We start from the raw sequence: 23,474 nt of genomic DNA, 5'->3' as shown, positions 1-23,474 counted from the left end.
TGATTGTCTGCTCGCCACGTCCGCAGAGGCTCCTAACTCGCCGTCGCCGTTGAACTACCCGATGATGGGCCTCCTCACTGTAGTCTCGCCCAGCAAAGCGGCAATAATGGTCGTCTATCGACTCCATGGCGAGAGGTGATTTCCCTCGACCGAGTTGCAAGGTCATTCTCGTTGCGTGGTTTAAAGCGAAGAGGAGCTTCCATGAAGATTCAGGTCTGCAAGCTCGCGAGTGCGCTCGCAATTGCTGTTCCTATCGCGATCGCCGCCACAGCCAAATCGTCAGCCTCGCCGATCAATGGCACGTCGATCAGGGCGGCGAAACCAGATTTGACGACAGACGCGCACTTATTGGCGCGGCGGAGTCACCACTCTGCACCCGCAGCATACGGTTCATCGTCCTACGACGGCTCGTGGGACCTCGTCTTCGTGACGCAAAGAGGAACCTGCGATTCCACTTACAGCTTCACTGTCGATGTGACCAACGGAATTGTCACGCATCCCAATCTCGTGAAGTTTCGAGGATACGTTGGAAAAACGGGCGCGGTTCGCGCTTCCGTGACGGTCCAAGACAAATATGCCGCGGGCGCGGGCAAACTGTTTGCGACGTCCGGTCGGGGGACCTGGAGCGGCCACTCAGGATCAGCGCGCTGTTCAGGCTACTGGACGGCGCGACGGAATTGACGAGCAAGCGGAAAGGCGCGTTTCTTCGGAGACCATAATGGAATGAGATCTCCCACACTAATCGGCGTTGCACTCTCGCTCAGCTTGCTCTCAACCAGTCTCGACGGGATAAGGCAGCGGGAGACGCCTCGGCCCATCAGCGATCCCATCTGGTCGGGCAAATCCGCGCCCCTCGATACTAGTCGACTGGCGCTGGTGATTGGCAATTCGGCCTATCCCGATGCTGACTCTCCTCTTCCCATAATGACACGCGACGCGGAAGGCCTGACAAATGCTCTTCGCGCGCACGGCTTTCTGGTCGATGCCATTGAAAATGCCACGGGCTCGGACATGACACACGCAGTCGATCATCTAAGGGCAAGAGTACATTCGAACTCGACTGTGTTAGTTTATTTCGGAGGTTACGGAATCCAGTCTGACGGACACAATTATCTAATCCCAGTCGATGCGAAGATTTGGAGTGAAGAAGATATCCGTCTGCAAGGGCTAAGCATTGACCATCTCCTCTCGCAACTCCAGACTTCAGGAGCACGCGTCAGGCTCCTAGTTATTGAGGCTTCGCGCCGCAACCCTTACGAGCGACGCTTCAGGACTTATTCACATGGGCTTGCACCCATTCAAGGAGATGAGAATGCGCTGATCCTGAGCTCAGCCGCGCCTGGTGCGATCGTCGAAGACCCTGATGAACTACATAGCCGGCTGATGACCGCTCTTCTTACGCAGATGGATTCTTCGAGGGGGATAGAGGAGGTCTTCAACAATACCCAAAATGCAGTGGTGACTGCATCTCAGGGCCAGCAGACTCCAGTTGTGTCATCTACGCTAACCGAGAGTGTCGATCTTTGGGCGGAGCGGAGCGGCGTTCCCGTGTTCTCGGTCGGATCTGCGGCTAGCGGTCGCAGCGAGTGAACATACAAAGTTCTGCTGATCTGCAAGGAACAAAGGTCAGGGAAAGACTTCCAAGGGCGGGTCACCACTCAATCATCTCCGTGCTCTTTGGATTATTCTACGCGCCCGACCGCCGTCCAATATCGATCTCAACCGCCTTGCTGAAACGTCCTTTTAGGGCTTCATGATCGTTTGCTCCTGCAATGTCCTCACCGACCGCGATGTTCGCCACGCCGTGAACACGGCCGAGGATGCGCTGCGCAATGCCAAACAGATCTATGACTGTCTCGGCTGCAGCGCTGAGTGCGGCCGCTGCGCGCGCACCATCAAGACGATCATCGACGAGGCGTATAGGGAATGTGCGCTGGCCTGTCAGGCCGACTGTCCGCATCGCCGGATCAAGGATGACGCGCAGGATGAGCCCAGAGTTGGACCCGCAGCGACCAACTTTCTTGGTTTTTCTCGGTAGGTGCGTCTCGGTTTCGTCTCGGGGATGCTTGCTAGTTTTTCCTCAGAAGCGTTCTAAACTAGGACGCGGACTCATTAGGGCGCAGCCATAGCCTGATTGACGCGAGTTGAACGAAGGCAAGGTAGTTAGCGGCAAGCCTGTCGTATCGCGTCGCTACGCGACGACATTGCTTGATTCTGTTAAAGAACCGCTCCACCCGGTTGCGAGCGCGGTAGAGATACGGGCTGAAGCAGATCGGATCGCTGCGATTACTTTTCGGCGGGATATTGGCCCACGCACCCTTCTTCATAGCAAGCTCTCTGATCCAGTCGGCGTCGTAGCCCCGGTCGACAAGAAGCAATGACCCGGATTTCAGACGAGACAGCAGTTTTCCGGCGAGTCGGATATCGTGGGCCTCACCGGGGCTTAGCGCCAACCGTATCGGCAGACCTTTGCTATCGACCACCGCATGAATTTTGCTCGTCAAACCGCCGCGTGACCTTCCCATTGATTGACGGCGGTTTCTTGTGATGCAGGCTCCATGCTGATGCACGCGAACAACGGAGGTATCTATCATCTGGACAGCGGCATCATGAGCAGCGGCAAGTGCGTTTATGATGCGATCCCAGACACCGGCGCGCCGCCAGCGGACGAATCGGTTGTAGCAAGTGGTGTATGGGCCGAACGCCTCGGGCAGATCACGCCAAGGTGCTCCTGACCGCAAGATCCAGAATATGCCACTGAGGACACGACGGTCGTTCACCCGAGGAACGCCGCGCGGCTTGTTCGGCAGCATCGGCCTTATGACGGTCCATTCGTAGTCAGCGAGTTCGTAGCGCATGATTCGATCCCGGGGGGTTGGAGTTTGAATCACAGGCGTCTGGCCAAACGCAACTTCCCCCGTGCCTGTCAGCTCGGCGGTTACGAACATGAGCAGATATTAACTTGCCGTCCCCCGTGAGGCCAAGCGGACCTCGCGGCACTAGGCCAGAACGGCTTCTACCACGCTCACCGGTGATTGTGTTGCCACGACGCGACTGAGGCGGAAACCAGCCTTGTGCAGGAGACTGGCGTACTCGGCTTCGGTACGCTCCTGACCGCCAACCAATGCCAACATCACCATATCCAGTATCTTTCCTGGATGGGGAGCATCACCGAGCGGCAGGACCATTTCGACGACAAGCAGTCGTCCATCCGGCCTCATGGCTTTGCGACAATGCCCCAAGATCGTCAAGCTCTGGTCATCGTTCCAGTCGTGCAAGATATGCGACAAGACGTAGGCGTCGCCGCCCGACGGCACCGACTGGAAAAAATCTCCAGCCTCGACGGTCACACGACCCATCAAACCGTGCGCTTTGAGCAACTTTTCAGCATCGACAACGACGTGCGGCCGATCGAACAGCAGGCCTCGAGGCTCTTTGTATCGCCCCAGCACGGCGGCGAGCATGTTGCCAGATGCTCCTCCAACATCGACGATGGTCCGGAATTTGGAAAAGTCATAGGCCGCTGCGACCGCTGGAGGCTCTGCTCCATGAAGCCCAACCATCGCTTCACTGAACACTGAAGCGGCTTCGGGATGTTGAGCAAGATAGTCGAAGAACGGCATTCCCTGTGCCTTTTCAAAGCCCGTACGGCCTGTTTGCAAGGAATGAAGAAAATGGGCAAAGCCACTTGCGGCCCAGGAGCTTCCCGTCATGAGCAGGGTCGATCTTGCCGAGCCCGGAGCATCCGACTTCAATGCCTCGCCGAGCTCCGTCAACGAAAATCGCAGTTGGTCACCTTCGGTGAGAAGCCCCAGACTGGCCAGCGTCCTCATCAATCTGTGCAAGGACGGAGCGTGGAGAGCCGATGGGCCGGCCAGCTCCACGGCAGTTTTCGGTCTATCAGCAAGGTGATCGGCCAATCCCAGCTTCGCGGCGATGTGCACGATATTGGCGACCGCGCCGCCCATTCCCATCTGTATCAGCTGAACGTGCGCCGGCGGGGACTGAGCCGCTGCCTGATTCGATTCAGCCATAATTTGCTCCAAATTTCAGCACTGAGGGGACCAACATGCGCGATCAGAAGCCGGACAAACCCACAATTCTTGAAGATGCCGGTGGCACGCCGTCCCTCTTGGGAAGCGTTTTGTTCTGTAGAGCCGGCCAGTCAGCATTGCGCTTTGCCCTCGCTCGACATTCGAATGACGACCTTGACGCTTGTGTGGGGCCTCGCGGTTTGCAACATGACCAAGCGTTGCGACGGCATCAGAAGTGGACCCACCCGGACTGAGAGTCGTGAATCTCCCCCGAAATTATTGCAAAATAGCTCCGAATGGTTCCCACTACGCCCATGACGACGATCTATACATTCGGGCCCTTCCGCCTCGATACCGGGGCAAAAATACTGTTTCGGGAAACCGAACCAACCGGACTAGGCCAGCGCGCGGTGGCGCTGCTTTGCGCCCTGATCGAGCGCGCCGGAACGCCGGTTTCAAAAGACACGCTGGTGGAAGCTACGTGGCCGGGACTTGCAATCGAGGACAGCAATCTGACGGTTCAGATCGCGGCATTGCGGCGGGTCTTCAACGAAGCCGCCGGCGCTACCGATTGGATCGAGACGCTGCCGCGCCGTGGCTACCGCTATGTCGGTCCGCCGGTTGCGATCGAGACGCCGCCCGGCGAGACGTCCGCACCGACACCCGTTGCATTTACGGCCGCGAACAAGGCGTCGGTGGCCGTGCTTCCTTTTGCCAACCTGAACAATGATCCGGATCAGGAATATTTCGCCGACGGCATGGTCGAGGATATCATCACGGGATTGTCGCGTTCGAAGTTGCTGTTCGTAATCTCACGAAATTCGAGCTTCACCTACAAGGGAAGAGCCGTCGACATCAAGCGAGTCAGCCGTGAGCTTGGCGTTCGCTATGTGCTGGAAGGCAGCGTCCGCAAGGCCGGAAAACGGGTTCGCGTGACCGGGCAGCTGATCGACGCGTCGACCGACGCCCACATCTGGGCGGACAAGTTCGACAGCGATCTCGAAGACATCTTCGATTTGCAGGATCGCCTGACGAGCAGCGTGATCGGCGCGATGTCTCCACAGCTTGAGCGGGCCGAGATAGAGCGCGCACGGCGCAAGCCGACCGAAAACCTCCAGGCCTATGACTATTATCTGCGCTCCAAGTTCAGCATCTACCAGTGGACGCGGAAGGGCAGCGATGAAGCTCTCAGGATGACTAAGCTTGCCATCGCGCTCGATCCTGCATTTGCCGTCGCCTACGCCTCCGGAGCCAACATTTTCGGTCAGAGGAAAGGGTTCGGATGGACCGAGGACGCGGCAAAGGAACGGGCTGAAAGCCGACAGTTGGTCGAACGAGCGGTGCAACTCGACCAGGACGATCCGCTGGTCCTTGCGCACGCAGCGCATGTCTATTCCTATATGCTCGAGGAGCCGGAGACCGGATCAGCTCTTGCCGCAAGAGCCGTCGCACTCGATCGCAATCTGGCAATGGCACGTCTTTGGGGAGGTTGGGCACAGCTTTATCTCGGCAATCACGATGCAGCGATCGACCAATTCTCCGCGGCCCTTCGCTTGAGCCCGATCGATCCTCACTTGTTCATTCCGCAAACCGGAATGGCCTTCGCACATTTTTTTGCCGGACGACATGACGACGCTCTGTCCCTTGCCACCAGTGCCATCCAGCGCCAGCCGAACTTTTCGGGCGCACAGCGCATACTGATGTCGAGCCTGGCGATGGCCGGACGCATTGCCGAAGCGCGTCGTGTGTGCGACGCAGTCCTGCAGAGTGACTCCACCCTGCGCATTTCCGGCATCAAAACCTCGCCCTTTCGCCGGCTCGAAGATGTAGAGAGATTGGGCCAAGCTTGGCGAATAGCTGGCGTGCCCGAATGACCGCCTTCGGCGGATATTGCGCTGAGTATGAACTTGGTCGCTATAGCAGCAAAGCCGACATAGGCATCGTCCTATCACCCGTCGGGTTTATGGGTACACGGCCTAAGAAGGGCAAAGGCCCAACCTCAAGCCTTGGAGTTCATCATGAAGGGCGACCCCAGAGTCATCGAGTATCTTAACAAGGGACTGCGTCACGAGCTCACCGCAATCAAACAATACTGGCTGCACTACCGGTTCTTGGCCAACTGGGGCCTGCTGGAAATGGCCAAGGCTTGGCGCAGGGAGTCGATCGAGGAGATGAAGCACGCTGACCGCTTCACCGATGTTGGGCCTGTCGGAGGATCGCTCGCTAGCCACGTACGCGTTTGATCATCTGTTCGACATGGGCGATCGGCGTCTCCGGCTGGATGCCGTGACCGAGATTGAAGATGAAGCGCCCTTGCGAAAAATTCGCCAAGGTATTGTCGATCGCGCGGTCGAGTCCCGCACCACCCGTGATCAGCACCAGCGGATCGAGATTGCCCTGTACGGCGACCTTGCTCTGCACGCGCTCGCGGATGAAGGCGGACTCGGCGGTCCAGTCCATGCTGACCGCATTGATGCCGGTGGCCTCGACGTAACCAGACAGCTGCGCGCCCGCACCGCGCGGGAAGCCGATGATCTTCGCGTCAGGCACTTTGGCGCGCACGCCTTCGACGATGCGCCGGGTCGGCTCGGTTGACCAGCGCGCGAACTCGGCCGGCGGCAGCACGCCGGCCCAGGTGTCAAAGATCTGCAAGGCGTTGGCACCGGCGCCCAGCTGCGCCAGCAGATACTGGATCGAGCTCTCGACCAGCACGTCGATGATTTTGGAAAATGCCTCCGGATGCCGGTAGGCCATCATCCGCGCCGGCGCCTGGTCGGGCGTGCCCTGGCCCGCGACCATGTAGGTCGCAACCGTCCACGGCGCGCCGCAGAAGCCGATCAGCGCCACCTTTGGATCGAGCGCGCCGCGCACGATCCTGAGCGCCTCGAACACCGGCTTGAGCGTGCCGAAGTCGGCCTGCGCGGCGAGCGCTCCGACCTTGGCGGGATCATCGAGCGGCTCGAGCCGCGGACCTTCGCCGACTTCGAACCGGACCGAGCGGCCGAGCGCATAGGGGATCACCAGGATGTCGGAGAAGATGATCGCCGCATCGAAGCCGAACCGGCGGATCGGCTGCAGCGTAACTTCGGCGGCGAGCTCCGGGTTGAAACAGAGATCGAGGAAGCCGCCGGCCTTGGCGCGCACCTCGCGATATTCAGGCAAGTATCGGCCGGCCTGCCGCATCATCCACACGGGCGGGATGATTTGCCGCTGGCCGGAGAGCACGTCGATGAAGGGCTTTGTCGCAGACTGGGGCACGAGAAATCCTCATGCAGAGTTGAGGTTCCTGATACACCGCCGCGCGCAGAAGCGGAGCAGGGAAACCAGCGCAAATGCGTCGCGTCGGCTCAGGAGGACTCCATGGCTCAGACCTTCAATCCCGCGCCGCACGACAAGCACGCCGAGGACTTAGGCGAAGCGCTCGCGGCCGATCGCCACGCCAAGCTCGACACCGGGTTGGAAGATAGCTTCCCGCCTCCGATCCCGTCAGCGCCACGCAGCCGACGCCATCGAAGGCCGATGCAGATGCCGACAATGTCAAGTCGATCTTCAGCTAGCGGCCGCCGGTTTCCGATAGGCTTGCTAGACCTTGTTAGTGATCTGCGGAAGCCCCCGTCCGTAGGAGTACCCTGGTCCGTAGGAGTACCAAGCATCTTATCTGCGTTGTCGAGGATCGGCGTGGAGCCCGCAGGAGCGTCCTCGCGCTTCGGAATGGCAATACGGGGCACTTGATTCTCCTGCTGCGAACCGCAAGTCATTATTCGGTTGGTGACAATGGGGCGCGTCATTGACGTCAGCCGTGTCAGCCCCTGGTGGCAACTGGACTGGCTCGAAACATCGGGCCGATCGCGCCACGGCATTGAAGTGGACGGCAACCTGTCCTTCAACGCCGCAGCATCGGTCGCGATAGCCCGGCAGATTATCAAGGCCTACAAACAGAAGCGTCGGGTCCTAGCGCGTGCTCATCAAATTCGCATCGACGTGAGAGGGAAGCGTCGGTGGCTGCGAGACCGATTGCGCTTCCCGCATGAACGAGGGAGGCGCAGCTATGTGGCCAGGAGATTATTCATTGGTAAAGCCCACAACCGGACAATTCACTAGATTGCCCGTCGTCTTCACCGGCCCTCCCGCAGGGCTCACCAGTAAGCCCGCCGCGCTTTTGGCTTCAAGATCGTCGCCGTCAGTGATCAGTTTCCTTTGATCCTTTACGATAGCTTCCTTGGTCCACTCGGCTAGCCGCACGTCCCACATCGGAGAGTATCCGGCGCTGATCTCCGTGAAGTGCGCGAGGATGTCGAGCGAAGGCCCCTCTCCCTTGATCGCACTGTTGAGTCCCTGGCGATTCGGATCGTTCGCACCCATGGTGCCATTCACAATCGTGTAGATCACCTCAATCGCGCCGCTCTGTAGAATGTCGCTTTCCGCAGGCGCAAAGGTGGACGCCTCAAGGGTTGCCGACTCCTCGGAATTTGCGTCAAAACTAAGATAACGCAGGTGTTTTCCGTTCGCGAATCCAGACCGGAGTTTCAAGTCGACAGTGCCCTTATCAGGACAGATGCTCGCTACGGAGTCCGTCACCACGGAGTAGTCAGGGCTGCCGTTGCAGAATGAAATTTTGTCCGGCCCGACATCGAACGCGATGATCGGCGCATTGAAAACGATATTCATACTATTGGACACCCGCACCAGTGGGCTGTAGTGCGCATCCCCAATAGATCCGGCTCGGGCTGTCTTAGGAGGAAAGAAACTGGGCGCGTCCCCTCCGACCAACTTCTGCGAAGGTGAGAAATCGACCCGCCCTGATTTAAAGGTGAAGTTACCCGAGTCGTCCATTTCCGCAACCCGTGTGCTCTTCAGGTCCTTGGCATCAGTGAGACTCGGCGCCCACGTAAGTCCCATCTTTTGCGAAGTATCGTAATCGCTTACGTCGGTGAGAACGAACCAAACGGTCTCTCCCGAGGCAAGACGGCCGCGATGGAGCGGTAGCGTTACCACCTCTCGTACTAGGTCCACCTGGCCCGACGTGAGAAATTGCTTCGTGATCTTTTTGCCAGCAGCTGGATCGGCCGCTAGACTTACATGAGGTGTCGAAAACGACACCACAAACATCACCATCGATCCGCAAACGCATCTGACGAGCTTCCCGCTGGGCTTCATGACGCTACCTTCTTTGCATCCAGTCTGGTTTTGCACACGTGACAATGAAGCTAGTTCGCCCAGGGCCTGTCACTTTTTGAGCCCGGGATAGCCTTGAACATAAATCCAGTCAGTCGCTTTGGCAGGGATGTGGCAACCTAGACAATCTGAGCGGAAGTCGGTTGAGGTCGTTTTCACCGGGTCACCCGCGTCAAACCAGGACCAGCCCCAACCGTTGCCCCACAATTTATTATCGGGGTGACTGTTTTTCTCGTCCTTCACCATCATGAACCATCCTTTGAGGCTTTGTTGATGGCTGACGGTCCCAGTCGTCATTTCCGAAGTCGCCGCGGCGTACACTTCTTTCACCAGGATCGAACCGTCGGGAAATTTGCCAGTCGTCCGATAAGCTGCCGCAGTTCCGGGCGACCCATAGACCACGTGCATCTCCTTAGCACCTTTGTCACCTGCAACAGACCAGCTCCCAAGGAATTCGTAGGTCGTTCGGTACTTCTTCGGGACATGCATGTTGCCTGCCCCGTCGACGAGTTGTTCTTGCGCAGAGGCGGCCTGGCTAGGTACGACCTGCGATACTAGGCAGCCGACGCTCACAGCGATGAACGATGCGGACGCTATGGCCGCACTTCTGAGAATTTTCATCACGGTTGTCCCTACTTTTTGATAGACGGATTCTCGCTGGGCGGCATTTTCTTGGAGCCACTCTGGCCGGGCGGTAGCGGCACCTGGTCGAGCAGCGCGTAGAACTGCGTCCATACGTCATCCCGTTTCGCGCTTGCGATGTGGCAGTAGCCGCATTCCTCGACCGGCCGGACTTTGGCAGTGGCCGCTTTCGGTTCGTGGTGATTGAAGTTGAAATAACCCCAACCGTCGCTTGCCTTATATCTCTCAGTGTCCTTGACGGTCACATCCGCTCCGTTGAACGCCCCCGGGAAAAATCCTTTTCCCGATGGCGCGGTACTCGAACCGTCCGGATTGGTGGCAGGCTGCATAAGCTGCAATTCCTTCACGAAGATTGTTCCTTCAGGGAAAACGCCCGTTTTCTTGTAAATATCGTAAGAACCGGGCTCGATATACACGTTATGAAATTCCGGGAAGTTTGCTTGAGGCGGGTTCAAAAAGTTGGGCGTCAGTGGCGATCCAACGTAAACCCATTCGTGAAAGTTTTTTGGCAGAATAAGGTCCCCGTCTTTCGTGTATTCAGGAAGATAGCGGCCGGTGGCATGCCAATCGTCGGGTGGCGGAAGCTGTGGTTGCTGCGCGAAGGCCGCGGTTGCTAGAGCGCCAACGCCAAGGACCGCGGAAAGTGCCAGTACGGTGCGTCTCATAATCTCTCTCCTTTGACAGCTCGATATTGCCGATGAGGCAATGACTGCATTCTTGCGCAGGTGGTCTCATTAACTGCGCGCAGATCAGAGTAGGCGTGGATGCAAAAGTGCGAAAGCAACAAAGGGGCATGAAATCAATGCCTGATGGAAATGACGCTCTCGGACTATCAATGTTTGATCATCGGCTCTTTCTGTTTGCTCGCAACGCAACGCCCTGAGTTGCGGCCAATGGACATGTTCCAGTCCTTGCTCTGATGAGCTACACTCTTTGCTCATCTGAAGATTGGGCTTGCTGTTCCAAATGTCGTACGCGATCCCACGCAATCTCCCGACCGACACCGAGCCCTGATCATTCAATCTCTCTTAGCGTCGTCCACTCGCTCGCGGCTTGCCTCGCCTATTCCGAGCGATCGCCGCGTCAGCGCAGCTTACGAGCTCTTGTCCATCGTGTTTGGTGAAGGCACTTCTCTTCGAGAAGGCATAGTGTCTCGACTGTCGACACCTCACCGCGCTAGCGTTGGAAGAGGCCTCCTACGTCAAACATTGGGAGTGTGACACTACCAGTCGGCAGGAGAGCTTCGCCTCGGCTTTGTTTACTTCGGCCCGGCTGCCGATCCGGATCGCCCAGCTCTTCACTGGTGAACAGCCATCGAGCGTGTTGGACTATGATCTGGGCGGCATCTTCGAGTGCGGTGAGCGACGAACGATCTCGCTGATCTTGCTGATCTGGTCGTACAGCTGACTTAGCTTCCGGGGCCAAGTCGCGACCTTAGGGATTTTGCGTCCGGGCGGCGTACGCACCATGAAAAAAGGACAGGGGCTTAAGCTCCGTCTGAGCTGCCTCAGGCGGCGGCGCTTGATCATAACCGGAGGATTTTAAAATCATAACTGAGACGAGTGCGAAGTGCTCTGCGTGATGGGCTATGGTCGACCCATGCTCGAGCGACGGATAGGGAAGGTTGACATGGAAGATCTGGACATATCGGCTGAGCGTCAAGCGAAGCATCCAGCGCGCGGAAGCTCTGGTAATGGACATTCGTGTACGGACACACATTCGTGTGCGGACATATTGTGCATGAAACGAGCGTTGACGAGGCCCGCAGCGACGTTCGCTAGGGGCGCCGTCAATTGTGCGGCCGAAACATACGAACGGCATTTCCACGACTCTCTTGAGCGCCTGCGCGGGGAACAACGTTATCGCGTCTTCGCTAACATCGAACGCGTCTCCGGTCGCTTCCCAACCGCCAAATGGCGCCGCACTGACGGATCCGTTGCTGAAATCACGGTTTGGTGCTCGAATGATTATCTGGGCATGGGACAACATCCGGAGGTCGTGAGCGCGCTTACCGCGACGGCACACCGCTGCGGTGCAGGTGCAGGTGGAACTCGCAACATCGCGGGAAATAGTTCGCCCTTGGTTGATTTAGAGGGCGAACTTGCTGATCTGCACGGCAAGGAGGCCAGTCTCGTCTTCACCTCCGGCTACGTATCGAACCAGGCCAGCATCTCCACGATCGGTAAGCTGATCCCAGAGTGCGTAATCTTTTCTGATGCATTCAACCACAATTCGATTATCGAAGGCATCCGTCAATCAGGTTGCGAAAAGCGAATTTTCCGCCACAACGATCTTGGTCACCTTGAGGCCTTGCTTCGCGAGGCGGGAAGCCGCCCCAAGCTCGTCGTGTTCGAATCGGTCTACTCAATGGACGGCGATGTGGCGCCGATCGGCGCAATCTGCGACCTTGCCGAGCGGTATGGGGCGATGACCTACCTTGATGAGGTTCACGCCGTCGGCCTCTACGGCGCTCGCGGCGGCGGAATTAGCGAGCGCGAGGGTGTGATGCATCGCTTGACGGTGATCGAGGGTACTCTCGCCAAGGGATTTGGCTGCATTGGCGGCTATATCTCGGCGTCGCGATCTATTTGCGATTCTGTGCGCAGCTTCGCGCCCGGATTCATCTTCACGACCGCCCTCCCTCCACCGATTGCCGCCGCAGCGCGTGCATCTGTTCGCTATCTGAAACACTCGTCTGCCGAGCGCGAAGCACACCAACGACAGGCCGCTGCAACGAAAGAGGCGCTCCAAGCCGCCGGGCTTCCGGTTCTCCGGACCGGAACCCACATCGTGCCTGTGATCGTCGGCGATGCGGAATTGTGCAAGGCGGCAGCCGATCGCCTTCTACAGCGCCACGCCATCTATATCCAGCCGATCAACTATCCGACGGTCCCGCGTGGGACAGAGCGGCTGCGCATCACGCCGTCGCCATACCACGCGGATACCCATATAGCTGAACTCGCAGCTGCGCTCGCTGAGACCTGGGAGGCCCTTTCTCTTTACTGAGAGCCGTGATTGGGAACGCTCCCGCGACCGCCTGCGGCTTCGTCGGCAGAGCGTCGGCTAACCGACGGTGCAGCGTACAAGGGAAGGGCGTCGGGCGTTCCCGGTGGTGCAGCCGAGCAGCAAGCTGGGCAATGCAACATCGCTTTCACGTTTGTAGGGGCGATCGCGTGGCACATCCTGCCCTCAGCGTTCACAATCTGGCTCGCATCCGTTTAATGGGCAGCCCCGAAGAGCGAACCTCCTCGGCCTAATGGGCTGTTCTCCGTCGCCGCTCGAACACGTTTGTCCCGAACGGTCGTTCATTTCGATAAGCCCTCCAAATGAGGGTTCGTTGAAAACGATCACAACGAAACAACGGACAACGAGGACTGAACATGGATATTAGGCAGCGATCCCATCTGCTGATCGAGGATCTGTCCGTGGCGCGCGGCGAGCGCATCCTGCTCGACGGGATGTCTTTGCGACTAAGCGCGGGCCAAATCGCCGAAGTGACCGGTCCCAACGGAGTGGGCAAATCTACACTCTTGCGGGCGATCGCCGGCTTTTTTCCACTAGGATCCGGCCGCATGTCATGGGTGGAGTCCGAAGCCACGGATCCGGCGCCCCTGGCAGAACGCCTCCACTACGTGGGCCATCTCGACGGGCTGAAATCGTCGTTGACCGCCCGCGAGAACCTCGACATCGGCCTGGGATTTTTGGGGCGAGACCGCCGAACCCCGTTAGAGGCGCTGGACCGCATGGAGTTGGCCCACGTTCTCGATCTGCCTGTCGGCTATCTTTCCGCGGGGCAGCGTCGCCGGGTCGCATTGGCCCGGCTCTTAATCGTCGATCGCCCTCTATGGTTACTCGACGAACCGCTAACAGCGCTCGACCGGCACGCGCGCGCCTTGCTGAAGACTATCGTCGCCAGCCATCTCGAAGGCGGAGGATTGACACTGGCCGCGACCCACGAACCTCTTGGTCTGCGAGGAACAGTGCAAGTCAGACTTGGAACCAGGTGATGGCCATTTCGCTGAAGTGCGGTCGCACCCCACATAGCGGTCTGTCTCGAGGTCGGGAGAGAAGAGATCACGCTGCTTTTCCGATTTCAGCGGAGCGGTCTCGACCCAATGGCGATGCCGGATGGGCACCATGACCCGTATTCTCCTCGTCGTTTTTCTTCGCGACCTCATGCTAGCCCGCCGCATCGGTGGAGGTGGGATTCTGGGTCTGGTCTTTTTCCTCAGCCTTGTGACGGTCGTACCTTTCGCGATCGGGCCTGACCTACGCTTGCTGTCGCGGATCGGCCCAGCAATTCTATGGATAGCAGCACTTCTCGCGAGTCTACTAGGCCTCGACCGTCTATTTCAGGCGGATCAAGAGGACGGTTCGCTGGACCAGATGTTCCTGTCGCCGGCGCCCCTAGAACTCATTGTTCTTGTGAAGTGCATCGCCCACTGGTTTGTGACGGGGCTACCGCTCGTTATGCTCTCGCCTCTGTTTGGCCTGATGTTGGATTTGGATGGTTCCGCCCTGCGATCGGTTGCAGCAACGTTGTTGGTTGGTACGCCGGCCTTCACCTTTCTGGGGGCGATCGGGGCGTCTCTTACTGTCACCCTGCGGCGCGGCGGTCTGTTGCTATCGATCCTCGTCGTACCACTGGCCGTGCCGGTGCTGATCTTCGGTGTCTCTGCGGCGCAAAGTGCCACAACGCCCTTTTTGACACCGTTCTTGGTCCTCTGCGCACTCGGACTCGCGTCCATCGCGCTCGCTCCGATAGCTGCGGCCGCAGCACTTCGTAGCGCGGGAGAGTAATGAGCGCGTGCGACGACAGAGTTTTCTTTCGGGCGCCACCTATGTGGAACGACTTCGGCCTTATCCGAAGCTAAGGCCGCTTGACCTCAGGACGAGCCTATAGCGGAGTATCGGAGTCAAACACAGCGGCAAGCCGATCCCGCTCCGCTTGGCTCAATCGTGCCGCTGGCGTGGATTGTTGGCGGCGCAATCCGAACAGGAGAGCGATCGCGCCCGCCGCGAGCACGAACGCCGGCATTCCCCAAAGGAGAGCGGTTTCCAAGTCGAGTGGCGGTTTCAGCAGGATAAAGTTTCCGTAACGCTTCACCAGAAAATCGCGGACCTGCTCATCACTCTCTCCGAGCTTAAGGCGCTCGCGCACCAGCAGGCGAAGGTCCCGCGCGAGCTCTGCCTTGGAATCGTCGATAGACTCATTTTGACAGACCAGACAACGCAGTCCGGCGGAAAGAGCGCGCGCGCGTGCCTCGAGTTTCGGGTTGCTCAGGATCTCATCCGGCTGAACCGCCCTTGCCAAGCTAGGGACGACGCTTGCGAGTACGATCGAAAGCAGAAGAATGCGACGAAGCGACTTCATTCGGCGGGCTCCGGCGCTGCGGGGTTGCCGGCGACGCGGAGGCGAGCCGCGCGGCGCGCGAAGCCAACTCGGAGGCGTCTATCGGACAGCGACACAATCCCTCCGAACGCTATAATGACCGCACCGATCCAGATGCTCGTCACGAGCGGCTTCCAGAACAGGCGCACATCAATCGAACCATCCGCGTGGCGGTCCCCAAGTGAAATGTAGATCTGCCCAAGACTCAGCGTCACGATGCCTGCCTCGGTGACGGTTGTTTGTCGTGTGGGGAAGCTGCGCTTGGCTGGCTCGACGGCGGTCACGTATGCGCCGCCCTTGCTGATAACCGTATGGCCGACGAGTTCCGAGTAGTTCGGGCCCTGCCGCGATCGAAAATTCTCGATGGTGGCTTGATAAGGGCCGAGATCGATCCTCTGGCCTAACTTGACGGTCGCGATCCGCTCCACACCCCAACCCGTCGCCGCTAAGCCCATGAGTGTCAAGCCAAGGCCGGCGTGAGCGATCGCCGCCCCCCACGCGGAGCGCGGCAGCCCGACCGCGCGGGCTAGCATAACCCCGCCGCCTTGCCCTCGTGCCCAAATACGCGACGCCACGTCGGTGAACGAACCGACGATGAGGTAGACGGCGAGGCCGAGACCGGCTGCGGCGAAGACGGGGCCGCCCCGGACGACGGCAACCAGTACAATGGAGACTACAAGACCAACTAAGGCTGCGACCGTTACCCGTTGCGCTGCCCCGAGCAGGTCGCCGCGCTTCCAGGCGATCGACTGAGCGAGCGGCATCAGCAGAACGATAGGCACTACGAGCGGGCCGAGCGTTAAATTGAAAAACGGCGCTCCGACCGAGATCTTGTCTCCAGTCAGCGCCTCAAGCGCGAGCGGATAGAGCGTGCCGGTCAGAACCGTAACGCAGCAGGTGGTCAGCAGCAGGTTGTTGACTGCCAGCGCGCTCTCGCGTGAAAAGGGTGCGAACACGCTACGCTCGCTCAGCGAAGGCGCGCGCCACGCGTAGAGCGCGAGTGGCCCGCCGATGAATACGGTCAGTATGACCAGGATGAAGACGCCGCGAGCCGGGTCGCTGGCGAACGAATGGACGGAGGTCAGTACTCCGGAGCGCACGAGGAAGGTACCCAGCAGCGACAGCGAGAACGTGAGTATCGCCAGGAACAGTGTCCAAATCTTGAGGGCTTCGCGCTTCTCCATGACAGCAGCCGAATGGAGGAGCGCGGTGCCCGCAAGCCAGGGCATCAGTGACGCGTTTTCGACCGGATCCCAGAACCAGAATCCGCCCCAGCCTAGGGTGTAATAGGCCCAGTACGACCCCATGGCGATGCCAAGCGTCAAAAAGATCCACGCAATCAGTATCCAGGGCCGAACGTAGCGGGCCCAAGCGGCGTCTAGCCGGCCACTGATCAGCGCGGCTACCGCGAAAGAGAACACGATCGAAAAACCGACATAGCCGACGTAAAGGAGCGGCGGGTGTATGGCGAGGCCCGGGTCTTGAAGCAGCGGATTAAGGTCCAAGCCCTCAAACGGCGCCGGAAATCGTCGCAAGAAGGGATCGGAGGTGAACAGAATGAAACAGAGGAAGGCAAGCGAGATCCAGCCTTGGACCGCCAGCGTATTCGCGCGTAGTTCGTTCGCCATGGCGCGTTCTAAAATCGATACAGCCGCTCCAAAAGCCGCGAGAATCAGAACCCAAAGCAGCATGGATCCTTCGTGATTGCCCCAGACGCCTGCGATTTTGTATATTAGCGGTTTGGTGGTGAGTGAGTTCTCGGCGACGGTCACGAGACTGAAGTCAGACGCCACATGGGCGTAAGTCAGTGCTGCGAAGGCATAACCTAAGAGCAGGAACTGGGTGATTGCGGCAGGGACCGCGATTGAAGTAAGTGCCGAATCACGAGTACGGGTTCCCCAGAGTGGCAGAACTGATTGAAGCAGCGCGACGGCGAGAGCCAAAGCGAGCGCGTAATGTCCGGTTTCAATGATCATCTTGTGGTCCCATCAGCTGGGATGTTTCGTGGGCGCGGCGCTATTGCGCTCGCGCAGATCTTTCGTTGCGCCAAGTACCTTCTCGCTTGAGCTCGTCAGCTACCTCCTTGGGCATATATCGCTCGTCGTGTTTTGCTAGCACGGTGTCGGCATGAAAAAGGCTCGGTCCTTCCACGGTGCCCTCGGCGACAACGCCCTGTCCTTCACGGAAGAGATCCGGCAACAATCCGGTGTAGCTGACGTCGACATCGTGCTTTAGGTCTGTCACCGCGAAGATGACAGTCGACGAACCTTCATGGGTGAGTGAGCCACGTTTCACTAGCCCGCCGATGCGCAGCCGGGTGCCTGGCGGCGGCGCCTTTGCGGCCAGTTCGCTCGGCCCATAAAAGAAGACAATACTGTCTCGCAACGCGAACAGGATGAGCCCTATCGCGATCGTCAAAGTGACGCCAGCTGCGCTGATGATAGCGAGGCGCCTGCCCTTTCGCGTCAAGATCTACTCCTCTAAACGAAGCTGTCTGACGAGTTCATCCACGCGAGTCGACGCTTGCGCATCGCCTGCTAGCTGAGCACGTGCGCTTGCGACAGCCGCCTCGGCCTTCTCGCGCTCACCCAACGCCGCGTAAGACCTAATAAGTTGTAGCCATCCTTGAAGGTGATGGCCGTCCTTCGAGAGTTTCTCGGCGAGCTCCGCTACCATACCCCGGATCGCGTTGCTCCGTTGCTCTGGAGGAAGCCCTGCAATGTTAGCTCCGGCTTGGCCGGCGTGGATGTCAGGAACCGCGGCAGCGAGGCTAAAATCTCCATTGGACGGCCTCGATGCGATCGGCATGTCGGGTTGGCTGGGAGCGCCGACCTTGAGGTACGACGCGAGCGCGACGAGCGGCAGCATTAAGACGATCGCCAAAGCCGCCGCGCCGCGTCGCTCACCTCCACGACGGGACGCATGCGGCCGGCCCTCGCATGCCGAGTTGAGTGACGCGAGCAGCCGGCGCTCGATCTCGGCGCGAGTCGTCACGGCATCTTGAGATGCTAGCAGTCCGCAGCGCACGTCTTCATCCGCTTCAGTCAGAAGATCGCGATAGAACGTCACATTCGGATCGTGAGCGCGAACGACCACGCGCCGCTCGGAAAGCGACCTCGCCAGCGCCAGCGCGACTGAAGACGTCATCATTGCAAAAATGGCCCACAGCACGTTTCAAGACCTCCGTTTGTCCTCGCCACCGCATATCGCCCCACCCGCCGGTATCTGCCGCCGTTGAAGCTCGGGCTAACCGACTGTGCCGTTTTCATTGGCCGGTCGGACTTTGCGAACAATGTAAGCGGACGGAGCCCTACGACGCCGAGACAAGAACCGATCCGTCTTGCATCCATCGCGGAGTGCAATGGAGTCGTCATGGACGCGCCGCTTCGGCAATCGCCGCCATCAAACCAGGCCGACTTGCGTCCGAGATGCCACCAACCAGCTTGTAAGCGATTGTGCCATCGCCCTTGATCACGTAGGTCTCGGGAACGCCATAGACACCGAAATCGATTCCCGTTCGGCCCGAGCGGTCAGTGCCGACCTGTGCAAACGGGTTGCCGTGAGCGACGAGATAGGCCAACGCATTTTTTGGATCGTCCTTGTACACAATGCCGGTGAGTTTCACGCCCCGTCGCTGCAGAGCCGGGTCGCTCGCCAACGCCATTAGGGCCCCTTCTTCTTCCCGACACTCAACACACCATGATGCAAACACGTTCAAGATTGTCACGTGCCCTCTCCGCAAATCTGCGCTCGACAAGCCGGGTGGACCGGATGTTGAAAGCCCTTCGAGCGGCTTCAGCGCAAATTGCGGTACTGACCTGCCTATTAGAGCAGAGGGCACGAGTGAGGGGTCTCCGGCCCCGAGCCGCACTAGAAGTAGTGCCGCAATTCCGCAGAAGACCAATAAAGGGATAACCACCCACAAGCGGGCCACTCGGCGTTGAGGCGGCGTGGCACTCGATGATAGGTGAATTGAGGCCGGGATATTGCTCATGCGCGACCGCGCCGATCCGAGTGATCAATAAGACGAGACAAGGTACGGCGCTGAAAGCGGTAGTCGATAAGCACTGCTACAATCATTCCAGCTAGAACAGTGCCCGTCACCAGAAACGCCGCCATAATGAATCCGTCATGCCGCAACATGGTCTGCTCAGGAAGCTATTTCGGCAGACAGCATACGGGTCATCGCCGCCTCGCCATTTACCGCTAGCGTGATCGCAAGCCGCCGGGCTCGGCGTCGCATGATCTCGTTGCGAACCGCCATAACGTGGAGAGTCACGAACAAAAGTGTGTATGCGAGCGCCATAACGATCAGCGGCCATAGCATCGAGCCAGCAATCGCCGTGCCCTCCATCCGGAACACCGACGCCGGTTGGTGGAGCGTGTTCCACCAATCAACCGAGAACTTCACAATCGGAATATCGATAAAACCGACCAGGGTCATAATCGAAACTGCTCGTGCCGCTCTACTCGGGTCCTCGATTGTCTGCCAGAGCGCGATGAGACCGAGATAAATGAGAAGCAGAACCAGCATGGAAGTGAGCCGTGCGTCCCAGACCCAATATGTGCCCCACATTGGTTTGCCCCACAACGAGCCCGTGACCAGGCAGATGAAAGCGAAAGCTGCGCCTAGGGGTGCGGCCGCTTTTTGAGCCGCATCGGCGAGTGGATGACGCCATACCAATGATCCAAGCGAAGACACCACCATCAACGTGTAGGCGAGCATCGCTGTCCAGGCGGCGGGGACGTGGATGTACATTATTCGCGCCGTCTCACCTTGCTGATAGTCGGGGGGCGCACCGAACGTTCCAAATAGACCAAGCGCGAACGCGACGGCTGTCGAACCCCAAAGCAACGGAAGCAGCTTTGCGGTAATGCGCACGAAATTGCCCGGATTGCTATAGGCGCTAAAGCTGAGCTTCAAATTTCGCTCTCCTCGATGCCAACCTGCAGGCGGGGGGAGTTCGCTCGCTTCCGAACGCGGCTCGCGAAAGGACTCTGCTCTCGGGTCGCCTGCAAGCAGATGAGTATTGCATCACAAGAGGCACGGGTTCGCAAATTACCCTCAGTTATCATTTCGATGCCCGAAGGTCGGAGTTTAGACATGACTATCGAGACGTCGGCCCGATGAGGTTTGATCCTGGACGCTGATTTTGCACGAAGAATATTTGGCTACGCTTTGAGGCTCGGGTTTGTGCAGTCACGTAGTTGGCATTGAGGATGTGGAAAGCGTCTGGGGATGCGCGATCACTTGGATAAGTGGCCTCGCGTCTGACGCATGCCTGTCGTGGTAACGGTCGAAGCACTCAACGGCTATCCGTGCTCCTGGCTCGCCGCTTGATCCGGAGGCGGCAATTATGACCATGTCGATGTGGAGTGCGGTAAGCTAGCGGCTTAGGTCCGTAGAAGCGGTTCGCCGAGCGGCGAGCGTCTTGACCTTTCGTATAGGACCCTTGCTGCATTTGGATGGCTGACCTGTACCAGCGTTCAATTGAGCCGGCGATCGCGATCATCGTATGTATGAGGCTGCGATGGTCCTCTCCCCCCCCGCCATCGCTGCCCACCTTGGGCGCCTCCCTAGACTTGGGCCGCTTGTGGCAACGCAGGCGGCCCTTCTTTTGCGTACTCTCATTCCGGAGTAGACCAGCGTTCTATTCAACCAATACCTCTGCACTGTCACTTGATACCTGCGCCCAATGGCGTCGATCACGCGCTCCGTGCTAGCTGTTGATACGGAATGAAACGCAACGGAACCGGCCCGCGAGCAGGCAGTTGCAGGATAAGGTCGGCGGCGTAGCGCCCGACCGACCCTTCCCCTGACCGAAACGTGCTTCGCCGATCCCGCAAGCCCGTAGTTCGACGGTTCGCTGCGGAGAGCCGACCATGAAAAACATCGTGGATCTCCTAATCTGGTTTTGGCGAGGGAGCCCGCCCGCGCCCAACACACAACTTGGGGCTATGGCCGAAAATCGAGACCAATCCAGCACGGCCGATTTTGTCCGCATCTTGCAGGCCTACGATCAAGACCAGTACGGAGGGAGTTAGGGGTGTCCGCGTAGCAATCGGCTTCGCGGGTCTCAGGGGCCGGGATAGAAAATGCGGGCCACGGGGAGCGCTATCAAGCGGTACGTTTCCAAACGGCCATCGCGGTACCAGTGCATCCTTCGAGAATCGGCCACGCATCTTCAAAATCAAACCCGTGACCGAACTCGTGAGAACTATCTCGCACCAATCACGATAAGCGCATAGTGGCCTATGATGTTGTGACCGCGAAGATTAGGTACGCATTTCGATTGCACTCGCCACAAAGTCGCAAGCTCGGGCGGACGCGATGATCTACCACCTCCGAACGACTAATTTGCCGCGTCTGACGAGTTTGCTCGGCGACTGCATAGTTTGCCTCCGAGTAGGGCGTACGGAATTATTGATTTGCTACAGGCCTGACTAGCCGGCGCGGCAAACTAGAGCTGCACCAAAATTGGGTCCAGGCAAAACAATAGGCGCTTGAAGAACAGTCGTTCCAGGTTAGGACCCGCCGCCCGGTATTTCTGGTCTTGTGCTTCTCCCTAGCATGCGCGGGATCCTGAGGGACATCCAACCAACTCGGCGGCGCGCCCGACGGTTCAGGACTCCGAGTTGGCCATGTGAAGCTCCGCGTGAATTAAGTCGAAGCCTGGATATACGAAAGTCGCAGCTCGGCTCCGCGAAAGTTTATCCCCGTTTGGCCCTTCCTGTCAGACGCGCAAATGCGAGTGCAATTGAGGACCAAGGTATCACACGGCATGCTCACCTCGACCCGTTCGTCGCGGATTCGGGTGAAGAAAGCCGGCGCTCGGCCTAGTGCCCACGCAGAAACACCGCGACAACGGAATTAAAGAGTCCTGAATAGGCACCCGGAGGTCGACCCCATGTGTCTAGCAAATGACGGTCAGTTGACAGCACGAACCCACTTTGAGCGAACAGGAGAAGCCATGCCAGAAGGCCCCCTACTGCTTCCGACCTCCAAACTGGGAGCCGAACTCCACCAAGTCCGTTTACGGGAGTATTCGACGACGCTACGCCGTTCGCCGCGTGGCCCTAACGATCGGCACCAGCTTTCAAGATCGCAAGCGTTGCTCCCGATAACCCCGTCCCGAAACTTTGAAGGCGACCATGACTGCTCCATTTTTGATACAATTCGCCAATCAGATGGTCACCTCGTGGCGGACGTGATCCATCCTGTCGTTGAAATCTCTCCTTCCGACACCGTGGCGCGCTTCAAGGTAAATGGGCATGGCATGACGGCCGAATCCTTGCGATTCACCGGACGAGGTAGAATCCAGAATCATTTTCGGGCTGCAGTCCATATGCTCGTGATGTACGAGAAGGGAGAGCGCAGTGAAGGAGAGACATTCGTGGAAGGTCTGCCGCGATCTGCGCTCCGAAACCTCGAGCGGAAACTGACATTCGTGCCGGCTGGCCACAAATTTCACGATTGGCACGAGCTGCGCGGGTCGCAGATGCGGCTCATGTACTTCTACTTCGAACCTGAGAACCTGAAGGCTCTTTCTAGGCGTGGCATCACCGACCTACCGAACGCTCCACGTATACTATTTGAAGACGAAACGCTCTGGCACACCGCGCTCAAGCTGAAGACGTTCGTCGAGAGCCGTGCAGGAGACCCGATGTACTTCGGGAGTCTCGGTACTCTGCTCATACATGAAATCGTGCGTTTCACTTGCGGGACGCCCAGCATTCAACCTCAACTCCAAGGCGGCCTTGCACCGTGGCAGCAACGACTCGTCAGCGCCTATATCCAGGAACATCTCAATGAGCGGATACCGATTGGCACGTTGGCGCAGCTCGTTCGTCTGAGCCCATATCATTTCTGCAGGGTATTCAAGCAATCTCTCGGAATGCCGCCACATCGGTACCAAACTAAGCATCGTGTTGAGCACGCCAAGTTGCTGCTGGAAAAACGAGCGGGCTCGATGACGGAAATCGGTCGGGCGGTAGGCTTCAGCAGTCGTAGCGCGTTCGCCACGGCGTTCCGGAAGGCGACGGGAATTGCCCCGGCGGATTACCGCCGAAGCGTGGCTTCTCCTTTGACATATGAATGACCTGCGACGTCGCGACCAAGTTTGCTATTCGGAATGTGGAGGCATCTCGGCCTCTCATTGCGTCGAGGTCGGTCTGGCTTTCGGCGCTTTAGGAACGCAGCTCACGAGCCGGAAGAAGACCTGCATCTACGA

General features: G+C 58.6%; 22 protein-coding genes and 2 pseudogenes. 11 read left to right on the top strand and 13 right to left on the bottom strand.

Annotated features, from left to right (window positions below):
* Positions 1–201 precede the first annotated feature (201 nt).
* The 3 genes from QA640_RS10230 (at position 202) to QA640_RS10220 (ending at position 2,038) form a co-directional block, all read left to right on the top strand.
* Positions 202–681, top strand: coding sequence for a hypothetical protein (locus QA640_RS10230; RefSeq protein WP_283040545.1), 480 nt, complete (start codon positions 202–204; stop codon positions 679–681).
* Between the two features lie 42 nt (positions 682–723).
* A complete protein-coding gene (locus QA640_RS10225; RefSeq protein ID WP_283040544.1) occupies positions 724–1,590 on the top strand; it encodes a caspase family protein in 867 nt (288 codons plus the stop codon).
* Positions 1,591–1,753: 163 nt separating this feature from the next.
* Positions 1,754–2,038, top strand: a complete 285-nt coding sequence (locus tag QA640_RS10220; protein WP_279372752.1) for a (2Fe-2S)-binding protein — start codon at positions 1,754–1,756, stop codon at positions 2,036–2,038.
* 58 nt (positions 2,039–2,096) lie between these two features.
* Here the strand turns inward: QA640_RS10220 and QA640_RS10215 are convergent, their stop codons facing one another.
* A complete protein-coding gene (locus tag QA640_RS10215; protein ID WP_283040543.1) occupies positions 2,097–2,858 on the bottom strand; it encodes an IS5 family transposase in 762 nt (253 codons plus the stop codon).
* 141 nt (positions 2,859–2,999) lie between these two features.
* The gene (locus QA640_RS10210) at positions 3,000–4,034 is read right to left on the bottom strand and encodes a methyltransferase (protein ID WP_283040542.1); all 1,035 of its coding nucleotides are present in this window, start codon (positions 4,032–4,034) and stop codon (positions 3,000–3,002) included.
* Positions 4,035–4,348: 314 nt separating this feature from the next.
* Here QA640_RS10210 and QA640_RS10205 point away from each other — a divergent pair, with 314 nt between their 5' ends.
* Both QA640_RS10205 and QA640_RS10200 read left to right on the top strand, forming a co-directional pair.
* The gene (locus tag QA640_RS10205) at positions 4,349–5,908 is read left to right on the top strand and encodes a winged helix-turn-helix domain-containing protein (protein ID WP_283040541.1); all 1,560 of its coding nucleotides are present in this window, start codon (positions 4,349–4,351) and stop codon (positions 5,906–5,908) included.
* Between the two features lie 144 nt (positions 5,909–6,052).
* Positions 6,053–6,232: pseudogene (locus QA640_RS10200) on the top strand (ferritin-like domain-containing protein); the annotation flags it as partial.
* A gap of 25 nt (positions 6,233–6,257) precedes the next feature.
* Here the strand turns inward: QA640_RS10200 and hemE are convergent.
* Entirely contained in the window at positions 6,258–7,292 is a 1,035-nt protein-coding gene (hemE, locus tag QA640_RS10195; protein WP_283040540.1) for a uroporphyrinogen decarboxylase, read from the bottom strand.
* A 102-nt stretch (positions 7,293–7,394) separates the two neighbouring features.
* Between hemE and QA640_RS10190 the strand changes: the two are divergent.
* Positions 7,395–7,591 (top strand): annotated as a pseudogene (locus tag QA640_RS10190) (hypothetical protein).
* 505 nt (positions 7,592–8,096) lie between these two features.
* Here the strand turns inward: QA640_RS10190 and QA640_RS10185 are convergent.
* From QA640_RS10185 to QA640_RS10175, 3 genes are all read right to left on the bottom strand, one after another.
* Complete coding sequence (locus QA640_RS10185; RefSeq protein ID WP_283040539.1) at positions 8,097–9,143, bottom strand: hypothetical protein; 1,047 nt, start codon at positions 9,141–9,143, stop codon at positions 8,097–8,099.
* Positions 9,144–9,260: 117 nt separating this feature from the next.
* Positions 9,261–9,830, bottom strand: a complete 570-nt coding sequence (locus tag QA640_RS10180) for a cytochrome P460 family protein (RefSeq protein WP_235544522.1) — start codon at positions 9,828–9,830, stop codon at positions 9,261–9,263.
* Between the two features lie 11 nt (positions 9,831–9,841).
* Complete coding sequence (locus QA640_RS10175) at positions 9,842–10,516, bottom strand: cytochrome P460 family protein (protein ID WP_128935402.1); 675 nt, start codon at positions 10,514–10,516, stop codon at positions 9,842–9,844.
* Between the two features lie 517 nt (positions 10,517–11,033).
* Between QA640_RS10175 and QA640_RS10170 the strand changes: the two genes are divergently transcribed.
* The 4 genes from QA640_RS10170 to ccmB all read left to right on the top strand — a co-directional run bounded on the left by QA640_RS10170 (position 11,034) and on the right by ccmB (position 14,651).
* Positions 11,034–11,258 (top strand): hypothetical protein, encoded by a 225-nt coding sequence (locus QA640_RS10170; RefSeq protein WP_283040538.1) that lies wholly within the window; start codon positions 11,034–11,036, stop codon positions 11,256–11,258.
* A gap of 333 nt (positions 11,259–11,591) precedes the next feature.
* Positions 11,592–12,857: a 5-aminolevulinate synthase gene (hemA, locus tag QA640_RS10165; RefSeq protein WP_283040537.1), complete on the top strand. Its 1,266-nt coding sequence runs from the start codon at positions 11,592–11,594 to the stop codon at positions 12,855–12,857.
* 374 nt (positions 12,858–13,231) lie between these two features.
* Complete coding sequence (gene ccmA, locus QA640_RS10160) at positions 13,232–13,858, top strand: heme ABC exporter ATP-binding protein CcmA (RefSeq protein WP_141934459.1); 627 nt, start codon at positions 13,232–13,234, stop codon at positions 13,856–13,858.
* 130 nt (positions 13,859–13,988) lie between these two features.
* Positions 13,989–14,651, top strand: coding sequence for a heme exporter protein CcmB (gene ccmB / locus QA640_RS10155; protein WP_128935405.1), 663 nt, complete (start codon positions 13,989–13,991; stop codon positions 14,649–14,651).
* 97 nt (positions 14,652–14,748) lie between these two features.
* Here the strand turns inward: ccmB and QA640_RS10150 are convergent, their stop codons facing one another.
* The 7 genes from QA640_RS10150 to ccmC form a co-directional block, all read right to left on the bottom strand.
* Positions 14,749–15,225 (bottom strand): cytochrome c-type biogenesis protein, encoded by a 477-nt coding sequence (locus QA640_RS10150; protein WP_283040536.1) that lies wholly within the window; start codon positions 15,223–15,225, stop codon positions 14,749–14,751.
* Entirely contained in the window at positions 15,222–17,219 is a 1,998-nt protein-coding gene (locus QA640_RS10145; RefSeq protein WP_283040535.1) for a heme lyase CcmF/NrfE family subunit, read from the bottom strand. Before QA640_RS10145 ends, QA640_RS10150 begins: the two co-directional genes overlap by 4 nt.
* Positions 17,220–17,259: 40 nt before the next feature.
* On the bottom strand, positions 17,260–17,712 hold the full coding sequence (ccmE, locus tag QA640_RS10140) for a cytochrome c maturation protein CcmE (RefSeq protein ID WP_141934463.1): 453 nt from the start codon (positions 17,710–17,712) through the stop codon (positions 17,260–17,262).
* A 3-nt stretch (positions 17,713–17,715) separates the two neighbouring features.
* Positions 17,716–18,414: a c-type cytochrome biogenesis protein CcmI gene (ccmI, locus tag QA640_RS10135; protein ID WP_283040534.1), complete on the bottom strand. Its 699-nt coding sequence runs from the start codon at positions 18,412–18,414 to the stop codon at positions 17,716–17,718.
* A gap of 199 nt (positions 18,415–18,613) precedes the next feature.
* On the bottom strand, positions 18,614–19,237 hold the full coding sequence (locus QA640_RS10130) for a DsbE family thiol:disulfide interchange protein (RefSeq protein WP_283040533.1): 624 nt from the start codon (positions 19,235–19,237) through the stop codon (positions 18,614–18,616).
* Positions 19,234–19,362, bottom strand: coding sequence for a hypothetical protein (locus QA640_RS10125; RefSeq protein ID WP_235548142.1), 129 nt, complete (start codon positions 19,360–19,362; stop codon positions 19,234–19,236). The genes QA640_RS10130 and QA640_RS10125 overlap by 4 nt, the downstream gene beginning before the upstream one ends.
* A gap of 31 nt (positions 19,363–19,393) precedes the next feature.
* Entirely contained in the window at positions 19,394–20,167 is a 774-nt protein-coding gene (gene ccmC, locus QA640_RS10120; RefSeq protein ID WP_283040532.1) for a heme ABC transporter permease CcmC, read from the bottom strand.
* A gap of 2,275 nt (positions 20,168–22,442) precedes the next feature.
* Between ccmC and QA640_RS10115 the strand changes: the two genes are divergently transcribed.
* A complete protein-coding gene (locus QA640_RS10115) occupies positions 22,443–23,342 on the top strand; it encodes a helix-turn-helix domain-containing protein (RefSeq protein ID WP_283040531.1) in 900 nt (299 codons plus the stop codon).
* Positions 23,343–23,474: the final 132 nt, after the last annotated feature.

Origin of the sequence: Bradyrhizobium sp. CB82, assembly GCF_029714405.1 — a bacterium.
GTDB lineage: Bacteria > Pseudomonadota > Alphaproteobacteria > Rhizobiales > Xanthobacteraceae > Bradyrhizobium.
The sequence above is the reverse complement of the archived record's forward strand: the minus strand, read 5'-3'. Positions and strand labels throughout refer to the sequence as shown.

Bases quoted from the DNA above. Each gene is read 5' to 3' on its own strand.
- ccmB (WP_128935405.1), top strand. From the start codon at position 13,989: ATGACCCGTATTCTCCTCGTCGTTTTTCTTCGCGACCTCATGCTAGCC.
- ccmA (WP_141934459.1), top strand. From the start codon at position 13,232: ATGGATATTAGGCAGCGATCCCATCTGCTGATCGAGGATCTGTCCGTG.
- QA640_RS10215 (WP_283040543.1), bottom strand. From the start codon at position 2,858: ATGCGCTACGAACTCGCTGACTACGAATGGACCGTCATAAGGCCGATG.
- QA640_RS10220 (WP_279372752.1), top strand. From the start codon at position 1,754: ATGATCGTTTGCTCCTGCAATGTCCTCACCGACCGCGATGTTCGCCAC.
- QA640_RS10205 (WP_283040541.1), top strand. From the start codon at position 4,349: ATGACGACGATCTATACATTCGGGCCCTTCCGCCTCGATACCGGGGCA.
- QA640_RS10130 (WP_283040533.1), bottom strand. From the start codon at position 19,237: ATGAGCAATATCCCGGCCTCAATTCACCTATCATCGAGTGCCACGCCG.
- QA640_RS10175 (WP_128935402.1), bottom strand. From the start codon at position 10,516: ATGAGACGCACCGTACTGGCACTTTCCGCGGTCCTTGGCGTTGGCGCT.
- QA640_RS10210 (WP_283040542.1), bottom strand. From the start codon at position 4,034: ATGGCTGAATCGAATCAGGCAGCGGCTCAGTCCCCGCCGGCGCACGTT.
- QA640_RS10180 (WP_235544522.1), bottom strand. From the start codon at position 9,830: ATGAAAATTCTCAGAAGTGCGGCCATAGCGTCCGCATCGTTCATCGCT.
- QA640_RS10230 (WP_283040545.1), top strand. From the start codon at position 202: ATGAAGATTCAGGTCTGCAAGCTCGCGAGTGCGCTCGCAATTGCTGTT.
- hemA (WP_283040537.1), top strand. From the start codon at position 11,592: ATGAAACGAGCGTTGACGAGGCCCGCAGCGACGTTCGCTAGGGGCGCC.
- QA640_RS10150 (WP_283040536.1), bottom strand. From the start codon at position 15,225: ATGAAGTCGCTTCGTCGCATTCTTCTGCTTTCGATCGTACTCGCAAGC.
- QA640_RS10225 (WP_283040544.1), top strand. From the start codon at position 724: ATGAGATCTCCCACACTAATCGGCGTTGCACTCTCGCTCAGCTTGCTC.
- QA640_RS10145 (WP_283040535.1), bottom strand. From the start codon at position 17,219: ATGATCATTGAAACCGGACATTACGCGCTCGCTTTGGCTCTCGCCGTC.
- QA640_RS10125 (WP_235548142.1), bottom strand. From the start codon at position 19,362: ATGGCGGCGTTTCTGGTGACGGGCACTGTTCTAGCTGGAATGATTGTA.
- QA640_RS10185 (WP_283040539.1), bottom strand. From the start codon at position 9,143: ATGTTTGTGGTGTCGTTTTCGACACCTCATGTAAGTCTAGCGGCCGAT.